Consider the following 14893-nt stretch of genomic DNA (forward strand, 5'->3'; position numbering starts at 1 on the left):
GTAGCGCAGCAATCCCGGTGGGCCAAGTCGGCTGATGGATAGCAGGGGTGCTATTGCCTACGCAAATGAGGGTTTTCCCCGGTTTTTAGAGCATCTGTCGGAGCTCGGCATCTAAACAGATTTCAGCCTTTCACCCAGTAAAGTCGCCAGCTGCGCGGTGAGTCCATAGACCGACAGTTGCGGGTTGGCACCGATGCTGGTGGGAAATAAGGAGCCGTCATGGATCGACAGATTGCTCACCTGATGATGCCGGCCAAGGCTGTCGCACACCGCAGTTTTTGGCTCTTCACCCATGGCACAACCGCCCATCACATGGGCGCTGCCCAGTCGGGTGCGGTACGTTTCCAGGCTCAAACCGTTGATGACTGATCGCGCCTCGGCCAGGCTTTTCACGTAGCCAGCGTCTTCATGTACCGGCATCACCGCCTTGGCCCCGCCAGCAAACTGGATCTCGGCCATGCTGTGATAAGCCCGGCGAATGCCATCCCAGGCGTAAGACGACACCTGATAATCGAGCACCGGCGTGCCGTCGCCGCGCAGTTCCACGCTGCCGCCCGGGCTGCCAGGGTGAAAACCGTCACGCATCAGGGCCAGCATCATGTGGGTGTTAGGCAACTGGGCCATGCGCGCTGCGTTTTCCTGACCGAAGCCGCCGAGCAAGGTGCTGGCCAGCGCCGGTTGCAGGGGCGGTACTTCGAGTTTGTAAGACATCTGCCCGGTGGTGCCGTCGGTCCATTGGAAATGGTCGGAGTAAATCGACTGCGGTGCGCCGTAAAACGGATTGATCACCCGGTCGAACAACGCTGCAGAAAAGCTCGTCAGGTGCAGAAACGTGCGCTTGCCCACGCGCTTGTCCGGGTCCGGGGCGTCGGAGCGCATTAGTAAGGCAGGGCTGTTGATACCGCCACCGGCCAGTACGTAATGCTTTGCCTTGACCGTGATACTGCGATCGTTGGGCGCCACACAGCGCTCATCCATACCCAGGCATTGCAGGCCGACAACCTTGTCGCCTTTGATCACCAGCCGTTCTGCGCGGGCCAGGTACAGCAGCTCGCCGCCCTTATCCAGAGTCGCGGGGATGGTCGTGACCAGCATCGATTGTTTGGCATTGGTCGGGCAGCCCATGCCGCAATAACCCAGGTTCCAGCAGCCGCGTACATTGCGCGGGATGACTTTCCAGCTGTAACCCAACTGCTCGCAACCGTTGCGGATCACGTCGTTGTTGGCGTTGGGCGGCATGACCCACGGGGCAACGCCCAGACGCTGTTCCATTTTGGCGAACCACGGCGCCATTTCGGCTGCGCTGTGGCCTTTGACCGCGTGTTCTTTGGCCCAGTGTTCCAGGGTCGGTTCGGGGGTGCGAAAGCTCGACGTCCAGTTGATCAGCGTGGTGCCGCCCACGGCTCGTCCCTGGAGGATGGTAATCGCGCCGTCCTTGCTCATGCGGCCGATGCCTTCCTGATAAAGGCTGGAATAAGCCTGATCTTCGAGCATCTTGAAGTCGCTGCTGGTTTTCAGCGGGCCTTCTTCGATCAGCAATACCTTATAGCCGGCAGCGCTGAGGATTTCCGCCGTGGTACCGCCGCCAGCGCCGCTGCCGATGATCGCGACATCCGCCTCCAGCGTCAGGTCTTGGGTCAATTGCGCGCCGTTGTAGGTTTTCCAGCCACGGGCAAGGCCTTCTCGAAACACATCAGGAACCGGCATAGGGCCTCGATCTATTTATTTTTATTGGGGGGTGGGGCGTGTGCGATTCAAACAGTCGGCGGGCCGGGATAACCGCAATGCGCCCAGGACTCCGACCGGCTGTACCAGGCCATCGTCACCAGCTTCAGCAAGGCGCCATGGCCCATGCGCAACAGGCTCAACGCGCTGTTTTCCCAGCGATTGAGGAAGGCCGTCATTTGCAGCGGGCTGGCGTTTTCCCAGCCGCCCCAGACACCGGTCAACGGACCTCGGGTGACCGGCAGCGCCAGGACATCGAACAGTTGCTGCGTCAGCTTGAGCATTTCCGGCGACAGTCGATCAAGGCTGGCGTCAATGCTTTGCAGGGTGCCCGCGATGGCGTTCGATAGTGCAATCTTGCCCAGGCTGCCTTTGAGCATCACCGGGATCAGTGCGCGCAGGAATGGCAGATCACTGCTGCGCAGCACGGCAAAACCGCTGGCAGGCATGCTGGCCGAGCAACCGCTCAGGCTCGCCGCGAGCCCGGCAGTGGACAGAAAGGCGCCGGCACACAGGCCGATTTTCAGCACGCCCCGACGTGACAGGTTGGGGCTTTCAGACAGGCTGTCGTTCATTGTTTTTATGGCCCTGTTCTTACGGATCTGTTGGGTGGCGGTTGTCAGTCAGGGCTAGCGAATAAACAGTTTGTACACCAGCCGCTGGATCGCCTTGCCGTACGGCGGATAGATCAACCGGGCCGCATTGAAGCGCTGTTTGATGAAGACACCCTTGGCCTTGCTGAAGGTCAGGAAGCCTTCATGGCCATGGTAGTGGCCCATGCCGGAAGGGCCGACGCCGCCGAAAGGCATGTCGTCCTGGGCAACATGCATCAGCGTGTCGTTCAGGCACACGCCGCCGGAGTGGGTCTGCTCCAGTACGCGCTGCTGCTCGGCCTTGTTGTAGCCGAAGTAGTACAACGCCAATGGGCGCGGCCGCTGATTGATGTAGGCAAACGCCTGATCAATGCGGCTGTAGGGAACAATCGGCAGCAGCGGGCCGAAGATTTCGTCCTGCATCACGGTCATGTCGTCGTTGACGTTGAGCAACAGACTGAACGGCATGCGCCGTCCCTGGCCCTGCTCGAACAGCGGAATCACCCGCGCGCCTTTGCTGCTGGCGTCGTCGAGGTAGCGATTGAGTCGGGCCAACTGTCGGTCGTTGATGATCGCGGTGTAGTCCGGGTTGTCGATCAGTGTCGGATAAAACTTCTGCACCGCTTTTCGGTAGGCGTCGACAAACCCGTCTACCCGGTCTTCGGGCACTAACACGTAGTCGGGCGCGACGCAGGTTTGTCCGGCATTCAGGGTTTTGCCGAAAGCGATGCGTTCGGCGGCGTCCTCGAGCGGCACATCGTGTGAAACGATGGCCGGGGATTTCCCGCCCAGCTCCAGGGTGACCGGGGTCAGGTTCTCGGCTGCGGCGCGCATCACGTGCTTACCGACGCTGCTGGCGCCGGTGAACAATAAATGATCAAAAGGTAATGTCGAGAAGGCCATGCCGACCTCGGCTTCACCCAGCACAACCGTGACCAAGTCTTCAGGGAACACTTGGGCGAACAGGCGCTTAAGCAACTGGCCGGTGGTTGGCGTCGATTCGCTGAGCTTGAGCATCACCCGGTTACCCGCAGACAGCGCGCCGACCAGCGGGCCGATGGCAAGAAATAGCGGGTAATTCCACGGCACGATCACCCCGACCACGCCCAGTGGTTGATAGATCACTTTGGCCGACGCCGGTTGAAACGCCATGCCAACGTGGCGCCGCGAAGGCTTCATCCATTTTTTCAGATGCTTGCTGGCGTACCGGATGCCCAACAGGCTTGGCATCAACTCGGCCAGCAGGGTTTCATCGGCGCTGCGGTGGCTAAAATCGCTGTTGATGGCGTCGACCAGCGCCTGCCGTTCATCGCTTAATAGCGTGCGCAAGGTCTTGAGCCATTGCAGACGCTGCCCGGCGAGCGGCATCGGGTTGGCCGCGAAGGCCTTGCGCTGGCTGTTGAACAGTTGCTCAAGCTCATTCAAGGCTTGCTCGGACACTTGCTGATAGGCGATTTCGGCAGGCATGGTCGTGGCTCGTATTAGCGTTATGCTATGTTTTTAGAGTCATTGCTCTATAAAGTCAAATTGAACTGCGCGAAGGCGGGATACCCGACATCGCCTGCGCTAAGATGCGGCATATTCTCCACACGTTTAAGCGGTCGAGCTGAACCATGGCACCACGCATCAAAACCCGCGAACGCATCGTGCAAAACAGCCTGGAGCTGTTCAATGAGCAGGGCGAGCGCAGCGTCAGCACCAATCACATTGCTGCACACATGGAAATGTCGCCGGGCAATCTGTATTACCACTTCCCCAATAAGCAGGCGATCATCGCCGAGCTGTTTACCGAGTACGAAGCCCTCGTGGACAGCTTTTTGCGTCCGCCCAAGGGTCGTCTGCCGAGTGTCGAGGACAAGCGTTTCTATTTGATGGAGCTGCTCGATGGCATGTGGCGCTACCGTTTCCTGCATCGCGATCTGGAGCACCTGCTCGACGCCGATCCAGAACTGGCTGCGCGCTACCGACGGTTTTCCCAGCACTGCCTGATTCAGGGCATGGCCATCTACAGCGGCTTCGTCGAGGCCGGTATCTTGCGCATGGACAAGGTGCAGATTGAGTCGTTGACCCTCAATGTGTGGATTATCCTTACGTCGTGGGTGCGGTTTTTGTGCACCACGCGCGAAGACGCTACGCGACTCAGTGAAGAAGCCATGCGCCGGGGCGTGTACCAAGTACTGATGCTGGAGCTGGGTTACGTCACGCCAGAGGCCCGGGACGCGGTGAATGCGCTGTGTGAAGAGTTTTATGTGCCGTTGGGGCGGGCATTAGAGGAAACGCCCTGACGTTTTTTTTGTCATAACATTGATATGAATTTTTCTCACAGGAACCTGCCATGCCCATTGCGCAACTGATCAGCCCGGAACAACTGGCCGCTCGCCAACAGCAACCGGGGCTGGTGATTCTCGATTGTCGCTTCGCCCTGGAAGACCTTGACTATGGCCAGCGCAGTTATGCCGAAGGGCATATCGCGGGCGCCAGGTTCGCTGATCTGGAGCGTGATTTCAGTGACAAGGTGATCAAGGGCGTCACAGGCCGTCATCCTTTGCCAAAGCCGGACGTGCTGATTCAGCGATTGCAGGAGTGGGGCATCAGCCAGGACAGCGATGTTGTGCTGTACGACGACGGTCCCGGCGCGTTTGCTGCTCGCGGATGGTGGTTGCTGGCGTGGCTGGGCAAGCGTGACGGCGTGTACTTGCTGGATGGCGGTCTCAAAGCCTGGCATGCGGCGGGTTTGCCGTTGAGTCTGGACGCGCCGGAAAACAAGAAAGGGACGTTCACCGGTAAGCCGGATGATTCGTTGCTGCTCAGTGCCCAGGCGTTGCAAGCGCGTCTGGGCCAGCCAGACATGACGCTGCTCGATGCCCGAGCCGCACCGCGTTTCCGTGGTGAAGTGGAGCCGATCGATCCGGTCGCCGGCCATATCCCGGGTGCGCAGTGTGTTGCGTTCAACGAAAACGTGGGTGCCGACGGCCGTTTTCTGCCAGCAGACCAACTCAAGCAACGCTTTGCGGCAGTGTTGGGTAATCGTTCGCCAGATGATCTGGTGGCCTACTGCGGCTCAGGCGTCACGGCCTGCCATAACCTGTTCGCGCTGTGCCTGGCGGGGTATCCACTGGGTTCGCTGTACGCCGGGTCGTGGAGCGAGTGGATTACCGACCCGAATCGCACCATCGCTACCGGGCCCTGACCGGTAGGAGCGCGCTTGCCCGCGATGGCGATTTTTAGAACTAAATCTGCCCCAGCGCCCAGCGCAGCAGGAAGAACACCAGCAAGCCACCGCCGATGGTCGCCAGCAGGTTGCGGCTGAAGGCGGCGATGGCGATGGCTGCGAGGCCCGCCAGCAAGTAGGCGTTGCTGGGATTCAATTGCCAATGTTCGCCATCGGGCAGCAGCATGCCCGGTACCACAATCGCGGTCAGCACGGCCGTCGGCACATAGTGCAGCCCTTGGCGTACCACGGGCGGAAAGCGCAAATGCGGCCAGGCGAACAGGCTGTAGCGCATCAGGAACGTGATAGCGGTCATGCCGCCGATCAGCCACCAGTAACTCATGAGCGCACCTCGTGACTCGACGCTTCGTCGCTGGCGCCAGAGCGTCGCCGCTCAAGCAATACGCCCACGGCGATCCCGCTGAATGCCGCCGCCATCAGGCCCAGTTTGTAAGGCCAGGTATGCGTCATCAAGGCCACCGCGCCAGCGGCGAGTGCCGCCGCAATTTGCGGTTGATTGCGCAGTAAAGGCACGACGATTCCGATAAAGGTCGCGAGCATGGCGAACTCCAGCCCCCAGCCCGCCAGATCAGGCACCGCTTGGCCAAACAGCACGCCCACTACCGAACTGCTGACCCAGCAGGCGTACAACGCACTGGCGACGCCGACCCAATACCAATGCCCAAGCGGCGAACGCCCGTGCACGATATAAAAGCGTTGAACCACGGCGAACGTCTCGTCGGTCAGCCAGAACGCCAGCAACACCCGCCAGCGCTGAGGCAGCGCGCTCACCTGGGGTTGCAGCGTGGCGCTGTACAGCACGTGACGCAGGTTGACGATAAAGGTGGTCAGCAGAATCACCACCGCACTGGCGCCAGCGCCCATCAGGCTGACGACGATAAATTGCGCGGAACCGGCGTACACGAACATCGACATGCCGAGCGCTTGCCACAACGACAAACCGCCAGCGCCTGCCAGCGTGCCGAAAATAATGCCGAAGGGTGCGATGCCGACCAACATGGGCACGCTGTCGCGTATGCCACGGGTATAAAGCTGATAGCGGGACATGAGTCTCTCCTTGAGCGCGCATCTTAAATAGTCAGGGAGAGACTGTCTTGAAGGATTGTGCAATGTCGCTGAAGTCTGTCACTCACCCCAAAGGGGGGACCGAGCGATGGGCGGTGCTCAGCCACAGTGGAATGCGCCGCTCCAGGTAGTAGCTCGGGTTTTTCAGCGACCCGTCAACGAACCCGACGTGGCCGCCTCGGGCTTGCAGTTCGAAGTGGGTGCTGGACGACAGCTCGTCGGCTTCTGGCAGGCTGTGGGGGAATACAAAAGGATCGTCGGCGGCGTGGATGATCAGCGTGGGCGTACGAATCTCACCCAGGAAGTACCGGCTGGAAGCGCGACGGTAATAATCCTTGGCGTCGGTAAAACCATTCAGGGGCGCGGTGACCCGGCCATCGAAATCCCAGAAGGTGCGCATGTTCTCGAGCGAACCGAGTGCCGCCAGTTCCGCCAGGCCCTCGCTGAGTCCTTCGTGCTGAAAGCGCCGCTGCTTGTCTTTGATGTACACCAACATCTCACGCATGAAATGCGCCTGGTACACCTTGGAAAAGCCTTGGCCAATGCGGTCGGCACACTGGTCCAGACGGAAGGGCACCGACACGGCAACCGCTCCTTGCAGCGAGCTGTTGCTGCCCACTTCGCCCAAGTGCTTGAGCAACACATTGCCGCCCAGCGAATAGCCCACTGCATATAACGGTGCCAACGGTCGCAAGGTGCGCAGATGGGCAATGACGCTGGCGAGGTCTTCGCTGGCGCCGGAGTGGTAGCTGCGCGGCAAAAGATTGGGTTCGCCAGAGCAACCCCGCCAGTTCAACGCCACGCTGGCCCAGCCCTGGAGGGCCAAAGCCTGCTGCAAACCCACCACGTAAGGCGAGTTCGACGAGCCGGTCAGGCCGTGCAACACCAGCACCAAAGGCGTGTCTGCCTCATGCGGGCCGTGCCAGTCCAGATCCAGAAAGTCGCCGTCGGCCAACCAGATACGTTCGCGCTGGCGTTCAAGCTTTGCTTTTTTTCGCCACAGGGGGCCCCACAGCGTTTGCAGATGCGGGTTAGCCAGGCCTAAAGCGGGAATGAACGGGTCTGGAAGCGTGGTCGTAGCAAGTTGGATAGGCACGTTCGAACTCGTCGGCAATTCACGTTTACTGCATAAGCGCTACGTTGCCACAACTGCGGACAGGCGTGCCGGAGTTTTTCGTCAGCGGTAGGGGTTGAAGCCTGCGGCGTGTCATCCATGACGCCTTCGCCAATGAGTTCGCCCCCACATAGACCTTCCAGGTTCTGTGGGAGTGAATTCGTTTGGCCGGTATCGCGATCAGGCCGTTACCTCGGCACTCCGCTGCCACAGCGCGTAATACACCTGCCCGGCTTTCTTCTCCCGGTGCAGGCGCCAGTTGCCTGGCAAGCCGACAGATGACGGCGAGATTTCGCTTTCGGTGTAAATCCAGGCACTTTCCGCCAGCCATTGACGCGCTTCAAGAAGGGCGCAGGCGGCAGGCAGCAGGTTCTGGTGGAAGGGCGGGTCGAGAAAGACCAGATCGAACTGGGCAGGCGTCTGGGTTTCCAGATAATGCAGGCTGTCGGTATGTGATACCTGGCCCACCGTGCACCCGAGCATGTCCAGGTTCCGTCGCAGGCTGGCGAGAGCCTCGGCGTTGTTGTCCAGCGCCAGGGCCATGCCCGCGCCGCGTGACAGGGCTTCCAGGTAAAGCGCGCCGCTGCCGGTGAACACGTCGAGTACGCGCGCGCCTTCGATGTGCGTCGCCAGCCAGTTAAACAGCGTTTCGCGCACGCGGTCCGGCGTTGGACGCAGGCCTGGAGCGTCAGGGAAGGTCAGGCGACGGCTGCCCCATTCGCCACCGATGATGCGTAGTTGACCCAGGCCGTTATGGCCCTTTGGTCTTGGATTGGCCATTAGTGCTCCGGGACCCCGAGAGGTTGCTGGGTAGGTTTGTCAGTTGGGGGTGGCAACGGCTTTTGCGGCACCGTCGGGCCTGCGGTGACGATCACCATCTTATCCGCGCTCAAGTGCTTGTTCATGGCCGCTTTGACTTGCTCGACCGTCACGCTTTGCGCCTGTTGCATAAAGTCTTCGAGGTACGTCAGCGGCAGGTCGTAGAAACCAATCGCGCCCAACTGACCAACGATATCAGCGTTGCTGGCAGTGGACAGCGGGAAGCTGCCGGACAATTCACGCTTGGCGTCGTCCAGTTCTTTCTGGGTCGGGCCTGTGACGAGGAAGTCACGCACGATGTCCTGCACCAGCTTCAGGGTGTTTTCGCTGAGTTCGGCGCGGGTTTGCAGGGCGATCATGAACGGGCCTGGCACCTGCATCGGGGTGAAACCCGACGACACGCCGTAGGTCAGGCCACGTTTTTCCCGCACTTCCGTCATCAAGCGACTGCCGAAGCCGCCACCGCCGAGTACCGAGTTGCCGAGTGTCAGCGCGACGTAATCCGGGTCGTTACGCTCGATCCCCAGTTGCGCGAGCATCAAGTGCGTCTGCTTGGACGCGAACTCGATGTGGGTTTCACCGGCTTTAGGATCGACCGGTTGTTCGATTTTCGGCAGCGCCGGGCCTTTGGGCAGGGCAGCGGATACCTGGGCAGCAATCGCTTCTGCTTCGGATCGGGACAGGTCGCCGACCAATGCGATCACCGCATTGCCTGCGGCATAGGCTTTGGCGTGGAAGGCCTTGAGCTGCGCGATGCTGATGGGGGAAATGCTTTTGGCCGTCCCTTCGCTCGGGTGCGCGTAAGGGTGGTCGCCATAGAGACGCTTGAACAACTCATTGCCCGCGAGTTTGCCGGGGTTTTGTTTCTGGTATTCGAAGCCGGCCAGCAACTGGTTCTTGATCCGCGCCAGTGAGTCGGCAGGGAACGTCGGTTTACCGACGACTTGGGCAAATAGCTTCAGCGCCGGCTCGCGCTTGTCCACGGCGCTCAGGCTGCGCAGGGAGGTCACGGCCATGTCGCGGTAAGCGCCGTTGCTGAAGTCAGCGCCCAAGCCTTCAAAGCCTTCGGCGATGGCGCCCACATTCTTGCCGGCCACGCCTTCATTGAGCATGGCGTTGGTCAGTACGGCGATGCCGGGGGTGCTTCGATCCTGACTGCTGCCTGCGGCGTAGGTCAGGCGTAAGTTGAACATGGGCAATTCACGCGCTTCGACGAACATCACCTTGGCGCCTTCGGCGGTTTTCCAGGTCTGGATGTTCAAGGTGCGCCGTGCTGGCGGCTTGCCGTCGAGTTCTTTCAGCGATTGCAGGTTGTTGTCAGGGAGTGCCTGGACGGTGTCCTTCAGCGTGGTGCTGTCAGGTGCGATGCTTTCAGCCTCGGCCTGGGGGGCGATAAAGGCGCCAAGCATGACCACCAGCCCCAGGGCTCCCAGGCCGAGTCGCCCATAACGTGGACCCTTTTGCTCACTCATGTGCAGTCTCCTCGGGCAAAACGTGCGCAACGCTGAGACGTTCGCGGATGAAATAGGTGCGGGCGGCTTTCTGGATATCGGCCGGGGTCACGCTTTTAAGCGCCTCCAGTTCTTCGTCCATCAGTTTCCACGACAAGCCGACGGTTTCCAGTTCGCCGATCGTGCTGGCCTGGCTGGTAATCGAATCACGCTGGTAGACCAGGCCGGCAATCACTTGCGCCCGAACCCGTTCCAGCTCTTCATTGGACGGTGGCTTGGTTTTCAGCTCATTCAACAGGCGCCAGATACCGGCTTCAACATCGGCCAGGGTTTTTTTCTTCTGCGTGTTAGGGGTTGCGCTGAGCATGAACAGGCTATCGCCACGGCTGTAGGCGTCGTAGCTCGACGAGGCGCCTGAAACCAGTTCTTCGCCTCGCTCCAGACGGGCCGGAATGCGTGCGCTGTAGCCGCCGTCGAGCAGGGCGGAAATCAGGCGCAGCGCATTGACCGAGCGTGGATCCGTAGCGGTGGACAGGCTTGGCACGTTGAAACCGTACATAAGGCTCGGCAATTGAGTCTGTACGTGCAGGATGATTTTGCGTTCGCCCGGCTCAGCCAGTTCCAGCGGGGCCTTCGACGGTGGCACGTCGCGTCGCGGGATCGGCCCGAAATAACGTTGCGCCAAGGCTTTTACGTCGTCGGGCTGCACATCGCCGACTACCACCAATGTGGCGTTGTTCGGCACGTACCAGGCTTCGTACCAATGACGCAGCTCTTCAACCTTCATCCGGTCCAGGTCTGCCATCCAGCCGATGGTCGGCGTGTGGTAACCGCTGGCGGGGTAGGCCATGGCCTGGAAGCGCTCATAGGCTTTGGCGCTGGGCTTGTCGTCAGTGCGCAGGCGTCGCTCTTCCTTGATGACTTCAATTTCGCGGCTGAATTCTTCAGGGGGCAGAAGCAGGCTGGCCATGCGATCGGCTTCCAGCTCGAAGGCTACTCCCAGGCGATCACGGGCCAAAACCTGGTAATACGCGGTGTAGTCGTCGCTGGTGAACGCGTTTTCTTCAGCGCCCAGATCACGCAGAATCAGCGAGGCCTGGCCCGGCCCTACGTTTTTGCTGCCCTTGAACATCATGTGTTCCAGGGCGTGGGACAAACCGGTCTGGCCAGGGGTTTCATAGCTGGAGCCGACTTTGTACCAGACTTGCGAAACCACCACGGGCGCGCGATGGTCTTCGCGGACGATGATTTTCAGGCCATTGTCCAGGGTGAATTCGTGAGTCGGTTGCGGGTCTGCAGCCAATGCTGACAGTGGCAGACACACTGTGCTGAGCAGCAGGCCTGCGGCGCGGCGGGCTAGAGCATTCATTCGTTTTGAACCTGTTAGGCGGCCTGCTTGAACTTAGCGTCGGCGGGCGCGGGGGTGTTAGGATACGGGTCCGTGTGGCCGGCGGCCACGGCTAGAACTGTTACGTGAACTATTGGTTCTGGTCTGGCACGGTTGAAACGGGCTGAAATGACGTTTTTGTACCGGTGAACGCCTACAATTTCGGGGCCGCGGATGAACAAGCCGGGTCAAAAGCAGTCTGTTTTGCATTGACAGAATTTTCCTGAGGCGCCGCTTTGGCGCGTCGCTACCTTGAGATAGCCGTCCTCCATGTTTGGTTCCAACGACGACAAGAAGACCCCAGCTCCGGCTGCAGAGAAAAAAGGCCTGTTCGGATGGCTGCGCAAGAAGCCGCAGGAAACCGTTGCCGAGCAGCCACAAATCCTACCCACAGCAGCGCCTGAGGTGGTCATCGACCACGTGCCTGTCGCTGTTGAGCCACAACGCGCGCCGCAATCGGCTCCAGAGTCTCAGCCTTGGCTGATATTACCGGTGGCCGAAGAGTCCGTGGCGCTGATCGATGAGCTTGAGCCTCACGTGACGCCGCCGATTCCGGTGCACAGCGTGCTGGTTGTGCCGCCGATGCCTGCCGAGCTGGCGCCTGTGGTCGTACCTGATCAGGCTGTTGTGGTTGCGCCGGTGGTTGTTCCTGAACGGATTACCCCTGAGCCGATTGTCGCGCCAGCGCCTGTTCCTGTTGTAGTACCTGTACCCCAGCCGGTCGCGCGAGTGGCTGAAGTTGCTCCTGCTCCCGTGCCCGCTCCGGTCACCCCGGTAGCGGCAGAAGCCAGTAAAGCCGGCTTTTTCGCTCGTCTCAAGCAAGGCTTGTCGAAAACCAGCGCCAGTCTGGGCGAGGGCATGGCCAGTCTGTTCCTCGGCAAGAAGCTGATCGACGATGACCTGCTCGAAGAGATCGAAACCCGGCTGCTGACCGCCGATGTGGGCGTCGACGCGACCTCGGTGATTATTCAAAGCCTGACCCAGAAGGTCGCGCGCAAGCAACTGACCGACAGCGACGCACTCTATAAGTCGTTGCAGGCTGAACTGACGGCCTTGCTCAAGCCCGTCGAGAAGCCATTGGTCATCACTGGGCAGAACAAGCCGTTCGTGATTCTGGTGGTGGGCGTCAATGGCGCAGGCAAAACCACGACCATCGGCAAGCTGGCGAAGAAGCTCCAGCTCGAAGGTAAAAAAGTTATGCTCGCCGCAGGCGACACTTTCCGCGCGGCGGCGGTGGAACAGTTGCAGGTCTGGGGTGAGCGCAATCACATTCCGGTCATCGCCCAGCACACTGGTGCGGATTCGGCTTCGGTGATCTTTGATGCGGTGCAGGCGGCCAAGGCTCGCGGCATTGATGTGCTGATCGCGGACACCGCGGGTCGGCTCCACACCAAAGACAACCTGATGGAAGAACTGAAAAAAGTTCGCCGGGTTATCAGCAAGCTCGACGCCGATGCGCCGCATGAAGTGTTATTGGTGCTGGACGCTGGCACCGGGCAGAACGCGATCAATCAGGCTAAACAGTTCAATCAGACCGTGACCTTGACCGGTCTGGCCCTGACCAAACTCGACGGTACCGCTAAAGGCGGCGTGATCTTCGCCCTGGCCAAGCAGTTCGGCCTGCCGATTCGGTATATCGGCGTGGGTGAAGGCATCGACGATTTGCGTACCTTTGAAGCTGAACCCTTTGTTCAAGCTCTGTTCGCCGAGCGGGAGCGCACATGATTCGTTTCGAACAGGTCGGTAAACGCTATCCGAACGGACACGTCGGCTTGCATGAGCTGAGCTTTCGAGTGCGTCGTGGCGAGTTTTTGTTTGTTACCGGCCATTCTGGCGCCGGTAAAAGTACCCTGTTGCGCTTGCTCCTGGCCATGGAACGCCCGACCACCGGCAAATTGTTGCTGGCCGGTCAGGATCTGGGCCAGATCAGCACCTCGCAAATCCCGTTCCTGCGTCGTCAGATAGGCGTAGTGTTCCAGAATCACCAGCTACTGTTCGACCGCACGGTGTTCAATAACATCGCCTTGCCACTGCAGATTCTTGGGTTGTCCAAGGCGGAAATCACCAAGCGCGTCGACTCGGCCCTGGAGCGCGTGGCGCTCTCGGACAAAACCGATCTGTACCCCGGTGACTTATCCACAGGCCAACAACAGCGGGTCGGCATCGCTCGGGCCATCGTCCACCGTCCGGCGTTACTGCTGGCGGATGAACCGACCGGTAACCTGGACCCACGTCTGGCAGCGGAAATCATGGGTGTATTCGAAGACATCAATCGTTTAGGCACCAGTGTGCTGATCGCCAGCCATGACTTGGCGTTGATTGCGCGCATGCGCCATCGCATGCTGACGCTCCAGCGTGGCCGCTTGATCGGCGACGGGGAGGCCGTATGAGCGCCACACGCAGCCCTAAAGTGTCGGAGCGCGTCGCCCCCAAGGCGGCAGAACCGCAACCGCAGAAAAAGAAAAAGCCTCGTGACGACGATGACGGTCCGGACTTCGGCACCTTGCTGCATGCCTGGCTGGAAGCACACCGCTCCAGCGTGCTCGACAGCGTGCGCCGTTTGGGCAAACAGCCGATTGGCAGCTTCTTTACCTGCCTGGTAATGGCCATCGCCTTGAGCCTGCCCATGGGCTTGTCGCTGCTGTTGAACAACGTCGAGCGTTTAGGCGGTTCGTGGCAGCGTGCAGCGCAGATTTCGCTTTACCTGGAGCTGGACGCCAGTGCCAGTGAGGGCAACGCCCTGCGCGAGCAGATCAAGCGGATGCCCGGCGTGGCGGAGGCCGAATACATCAGCAAGGATCAGGCTCTGGTTGAGTTTCAGCAGCAATCCGGGCTGGGCGAAGCGTTGAAGGAATTGCCACAGAACCCGCTTCCGGGCGTTGTGCTGGTGACGCCGAATGAAGTGGATAAACCCGCTTTGGAAGCGCTGCGCACGCGTTTGGCAGAGCTGCCGAAGGTGCAGCAGGCTCAGCTCGATCTGGTATGGGTCGAACGTCTGGCGGCGATTCTCAAACTGGGCGACCGGTTTGTTTTTGGTCTGACCGTCCTGCTGGTGCTCGCGCTGCTGCTGGTAATTGGTAACACGATACGTCTGCACATCGAGAACCGCCGCGTCGAGATCGAAGTGATCAAACTGGTCGGCGGCACCGACGCCTACGTGCGACGGCCTTTTCTGTATATGGGCGCGCTGTATGGCCTGGGGGCCGGTTTTCTGTCCTGGGGCGTGCTCGCTTTTGGTCTAGACTGGCTCAACGATGCCGTGGTTGGGTTGGCGGGTCTGTACGGGAGCGACTTCTCTTTGGCGGGGGTGCCGCTTGCCGATGGCTTTTCGCTCTTGCTTGGAGCGGTATTGTTAGGGTATATCGGTGCTTGGATTGCAGTAGCACGCCACTTGAGAGAGCTGGCGCCTCGTTAGAATTAATTTTTAATATTGACGCTTTCAGCGGTTTAGGGAACTTGTCTATTGGTTCCCGGTCAATTTCGCAGTGCTGAACTGCACGAGTTATG

14 protein-coding genes are annotated in these 14893 nt (G+C 60.1%); 5 read left to right on the forward strand and 9 right to left on the reverse strand.

Annotation, left to right across the window (positions count from 1 at the left end):
- Window positions 1-111: 111 nt before the first annotated feature.
- From AC1MEA_RS08610 to AC1MEA_RS08620, 3 genes are read right to left on the reverse strand one after another with little or no spacing between them, the layout of a single operon-like run.
- Window positions 112-1707, reverse strand: coding sequence for a GMC family oxidoreductase (locus tag AC1MEA_RS08610; RefSeq protein ID WP_480917400.1), 1596 nt, complete (start codon window positions 1705-1707; stop codon window positions 112-114).
- Between the two features lie 47 nt (window positions 1708-1754).
- Window positions 1755-2300, reverse strand: a complete 546-nt coding sequence (locus tag AC1MEA_RS08615) for a twin-arginine translocation pathway signal protein (protein WP_219062873.1) — start codon at window positions 2298-2300, stop codon at window positions 1755-1757.
- 54 nt (window positions 2301-2354) lie between these two features.
- Entirely contained in the window at window positions 2355-3785 is a 1431-nt protein-coding gene (locus AC1MEA_RS08620; protein WP_480917402.1) for a coniferyl aldehyde dehydrogenase, read from the reverse strand.
- 146 nt (window positions 3786-3931) lie between these two features.
- Here AC1MEA_RS08620 and AC1MEA_RS08625 point away from each other — a divergent pair, with 146 nt between their 5' ends.
- Both AC1MEA_RS08625 and AC1MEA_RS08630 read left to right on the forward strand, forming a co-directional pair.
- Window positions 3932-4603 carry a TetR/AcrR family transcriptional regulator gene (locus AC1MEA_RS08625; protein ID WP_449633804.1) on the forward strand — a complete coding sequence of 224 codons (672 nt, stop codon included), beginning with the start codon at window positions 3932-3934 and terminating at the stop codon, window positions 4601-4603.
- A 50-nt stretch (window positions 4604-4653) separates the two neighbouring features.
- Window positions 4654-5508: a sulfurtransferase gene (locus AC1MEA_RS08630; RefSeq protein WP_480917404.1), complete on the forward strand. Its 855-nt coding sequence runs from the start codon at window positions 4654-4656 to the stop codon at window positions 5506-5508.
- A gap of 40 nt (window positions 5509-5548) precedes the next feature.
- Here AC1MEA_RS08630 and AC1MEA_RS08635 read toward each other — a convergent pair whose 3' ends face one another.
- From AC1MEA_RS08635 to AC1MEA_RS08660, 6 genes are all read right to left on the reverse strand, one after another.
- Complete coding sequence (locus AC1MEA_RS08635; RefSeq protein WP_219062867.1) at window positions 5549-5872, reverse strand: AzlD domain-containing protein; 324 nt, start codon at window positions 5870-5872, stop codon at window positions 5549-5551.
- On the reverse strand, window positions 5869-6597 hold the full coding sequence (locus tag AC1MEA_RS08640; RefSeq protein ID WP_322176891.1) for an AzlC family ABC transporter permease: 729 nt from the start codon (window positions 6595-6597) through the stop codon (window positions 5869-5871). Before AC1MEA_RS08640 ends, AC1MEA_RS08635 begins: the two co-directional genes overlap by 4 nt.
- 82 nt (window positions 6598-6679) lie before the next feature.
- Window positions 6680-7711 carry a hydrolase gene (locus tag AC1MEA_RS08645; protein ID WP_480917407.1) on the reverse strand — a complete coding sequence of 344 codons (1032 nt, stop codon included), beginning with the start codon at window positions 7709-7711 and terminating at the stop codon, window positions 6680-6682.
- Window positions 7712-7909: 198 nt separating this feature from the next.
- Window positions 7910-8509 (reverse strand): 16S rRNA (guanine(966)-N(2))-methyltransferase RsmD, encoded by a 600-nt coding sequence (gene rsmD, locus AC1MEA_RS08650; RefSeq protein ID WP_480917409.1) that lies wholly within the window; start codon window positions 8507-8509, stop codon window positions 7910-7912.
- Window positions 8509-10020, reverse strand: a complete 1512-nt coding sequence (locus AC1MEA_RS08655) for a M16 family metallopeptidase (RefSeq protein WP_480917411.1) — start codon at window positions 10018-10020, stop codon at window positions 8509-8511. Before AC1MEA_RS08655 ends, rsmD begins: the two co-directional genes overlap by 1 nt.
- On the reverse strand, window positions 10013-11368 hold the full coding sequence (locus AC1MEA_RS08660) for a M16 family metallopeptidase (protein WP_480917413.1): 1356 nt from the start codon (window positions 11366-11368) through the stop codon (window positions 10013-10015). The genes AC1MEA_RS08655 and AC1MEA_RS08660 overlap by 8 nt, the downstream gene beginning before the upstream one ends.
- Window positions 11369-11656: 288 nt before the next feature.
- Between AC1MEA_RS08660 and ftsY the strand changes: the two genes are divergently transcribed.
- The 3 genes from ftsY to ftsX are packed head-to-tail and all read left to right on the forward strand — an operon-like array spanning window position 11657 to window position 14801.
- Window positions 11657-13111 carry a signal recognition particle-docking protein FtsY gene (gene ftsY, locus AC1MEA_RS08665; protein WP_480917415.1) on the forward strand — a complete coding sequence of 485 codons (1455 nt, stop codon included), beginning with the start codon at window positions 11657-11659 and terminating at the stop codon, window positions 13109-13111.
- Entirely contained in the window at window positions 13108-13776 is a 669-nt protein-coding gene (ftsE, locus tag AC1MEA_RS08670; protein WP_219062857.1) for a cell division ATP-binding protein FtsE, read from the forward strand. The genes ftsY and ftsE overlap by 4 nt, the downstream gene beginning before the upstream one ends.
- On the forward strand, window positions 13773-14801 hold the full coding sequence (ftsX, locus tag AC1MEA_RS08675) for a permease-like cell division protein FtsX (protein WP_480917417.1): 1029 nt from the start codon (window positions 13773-13775) through the stop codon (window positions 14799-14801). The genes ftsE and ftsX overlap by 4 nt, the downstream gene beginning before the upstream one ends.
- Window positions 14802-14893 lie beyond the last annotated feature (92 nt).

This window comes from Pseudomonas sp. ASL8, assembly GCF_056680355.1.

What these genes read in the sequence shown, in the direction of transcription:
- AC1MEA_RS08610 (WP_480917400.1), bottom strand. Translation starts at nt 1,707, where the DNA reads ATGCCGGTTCCTGATGTGTTTCGAGAAGGCCTTGCCCGTGGCTGGAAA.
- AC1MEA_RS08615 (WP_219062873.1), bottom strand. Translation starts at nt 2,300, where the DNA reads ATGAACGACAGCCTGTCTGAAAGCCCCAACCTGTCACGTCGGGGCGTG.
- AC1MEA_RS08620 (WP_480917402.1), bottom strand. Translation starts at nt 3,785, where the DNA reads ATGCCTGCCGAAATCGCCTATCAGCAAGTGTCCGAGCAAGCCTTGAAT.
- AC1MEA_RS08625 (WP_449633804.1), top strand. Translation starts at nt 3,932, where the DNA reads ATGGCACCACGCATCAAAACCCGCGAACGCATCGTGCAAAACAGCCTG.
- AC1MEA_RS08630 (WP_480917404.1), top strand. Translation starts at nt 4,654, where the DNA reads ATGCCCATTGCGCAACTGATCAGCCCGGAACAACTGGCCGCTCGCCAA.
- AC1MEA_RS08635 (WP_219062867.1), bottom strand. Translation starts at nt 5,872, where the DNA reads ATGAGTTACTGGTGGCTGATCGGCGGCATGACCGCTATCACGTTCCTG.
- AC1MEA_RS08640 (WP_322176891.1), bottom strand. Translation starts at nt 6,597, where the DNA reads ATGTCCCGCTATCAGCTTTATACCCGTGGCATACGCGACAGCGTGCCC.
- rsmD (WP_480917409.1), bottom strand. Translation starts at nt 8,509, where the DNA reads ATGGCCAATCCAAGACCAAAGGGCCATAACGGCCTGGGTCAACTACGC.
- AC1MEA_RS08655 (WP_480917411.1), bottom strand. Translation starts at nt 10,020, where the DNA reads ATGAGTGAGCAAAAGGGTCCACGTTATGGGCGACTCGGCCTGGGAGCC.
- AC1MEA_RS08660 (WP_480917413.1), bottom strand. Translation starts at nt 11,368, where the DNA reads ATGAATGCTCTAGCCCGCCGCGCCGCAGGCCTGCTGCTCAGCACAGTG.
- ftsY (WP_480917415.1), top strand. Translation starts at nt 11,657, where the DNA reads ATGTTTGGTTCCAACGACGACAAGAAGACCCCAGCTCCGGCTGCAGAG.
- ftsE (WP_219062857.1), top strand. Translation starts at nt 13,108, where the DNA reads ATGATTCGTTTCGAACAGGTCGGTAAACGCTATCCGAACGGACACGTC.
- ftsX (WP_480917417.1), top strand. Translation starts at nt 13,773, where the DNA reads ATGAGCGCCACACGCAGCCCTAAAGTGTCGGAGCGCGTCGCCCCCAAG.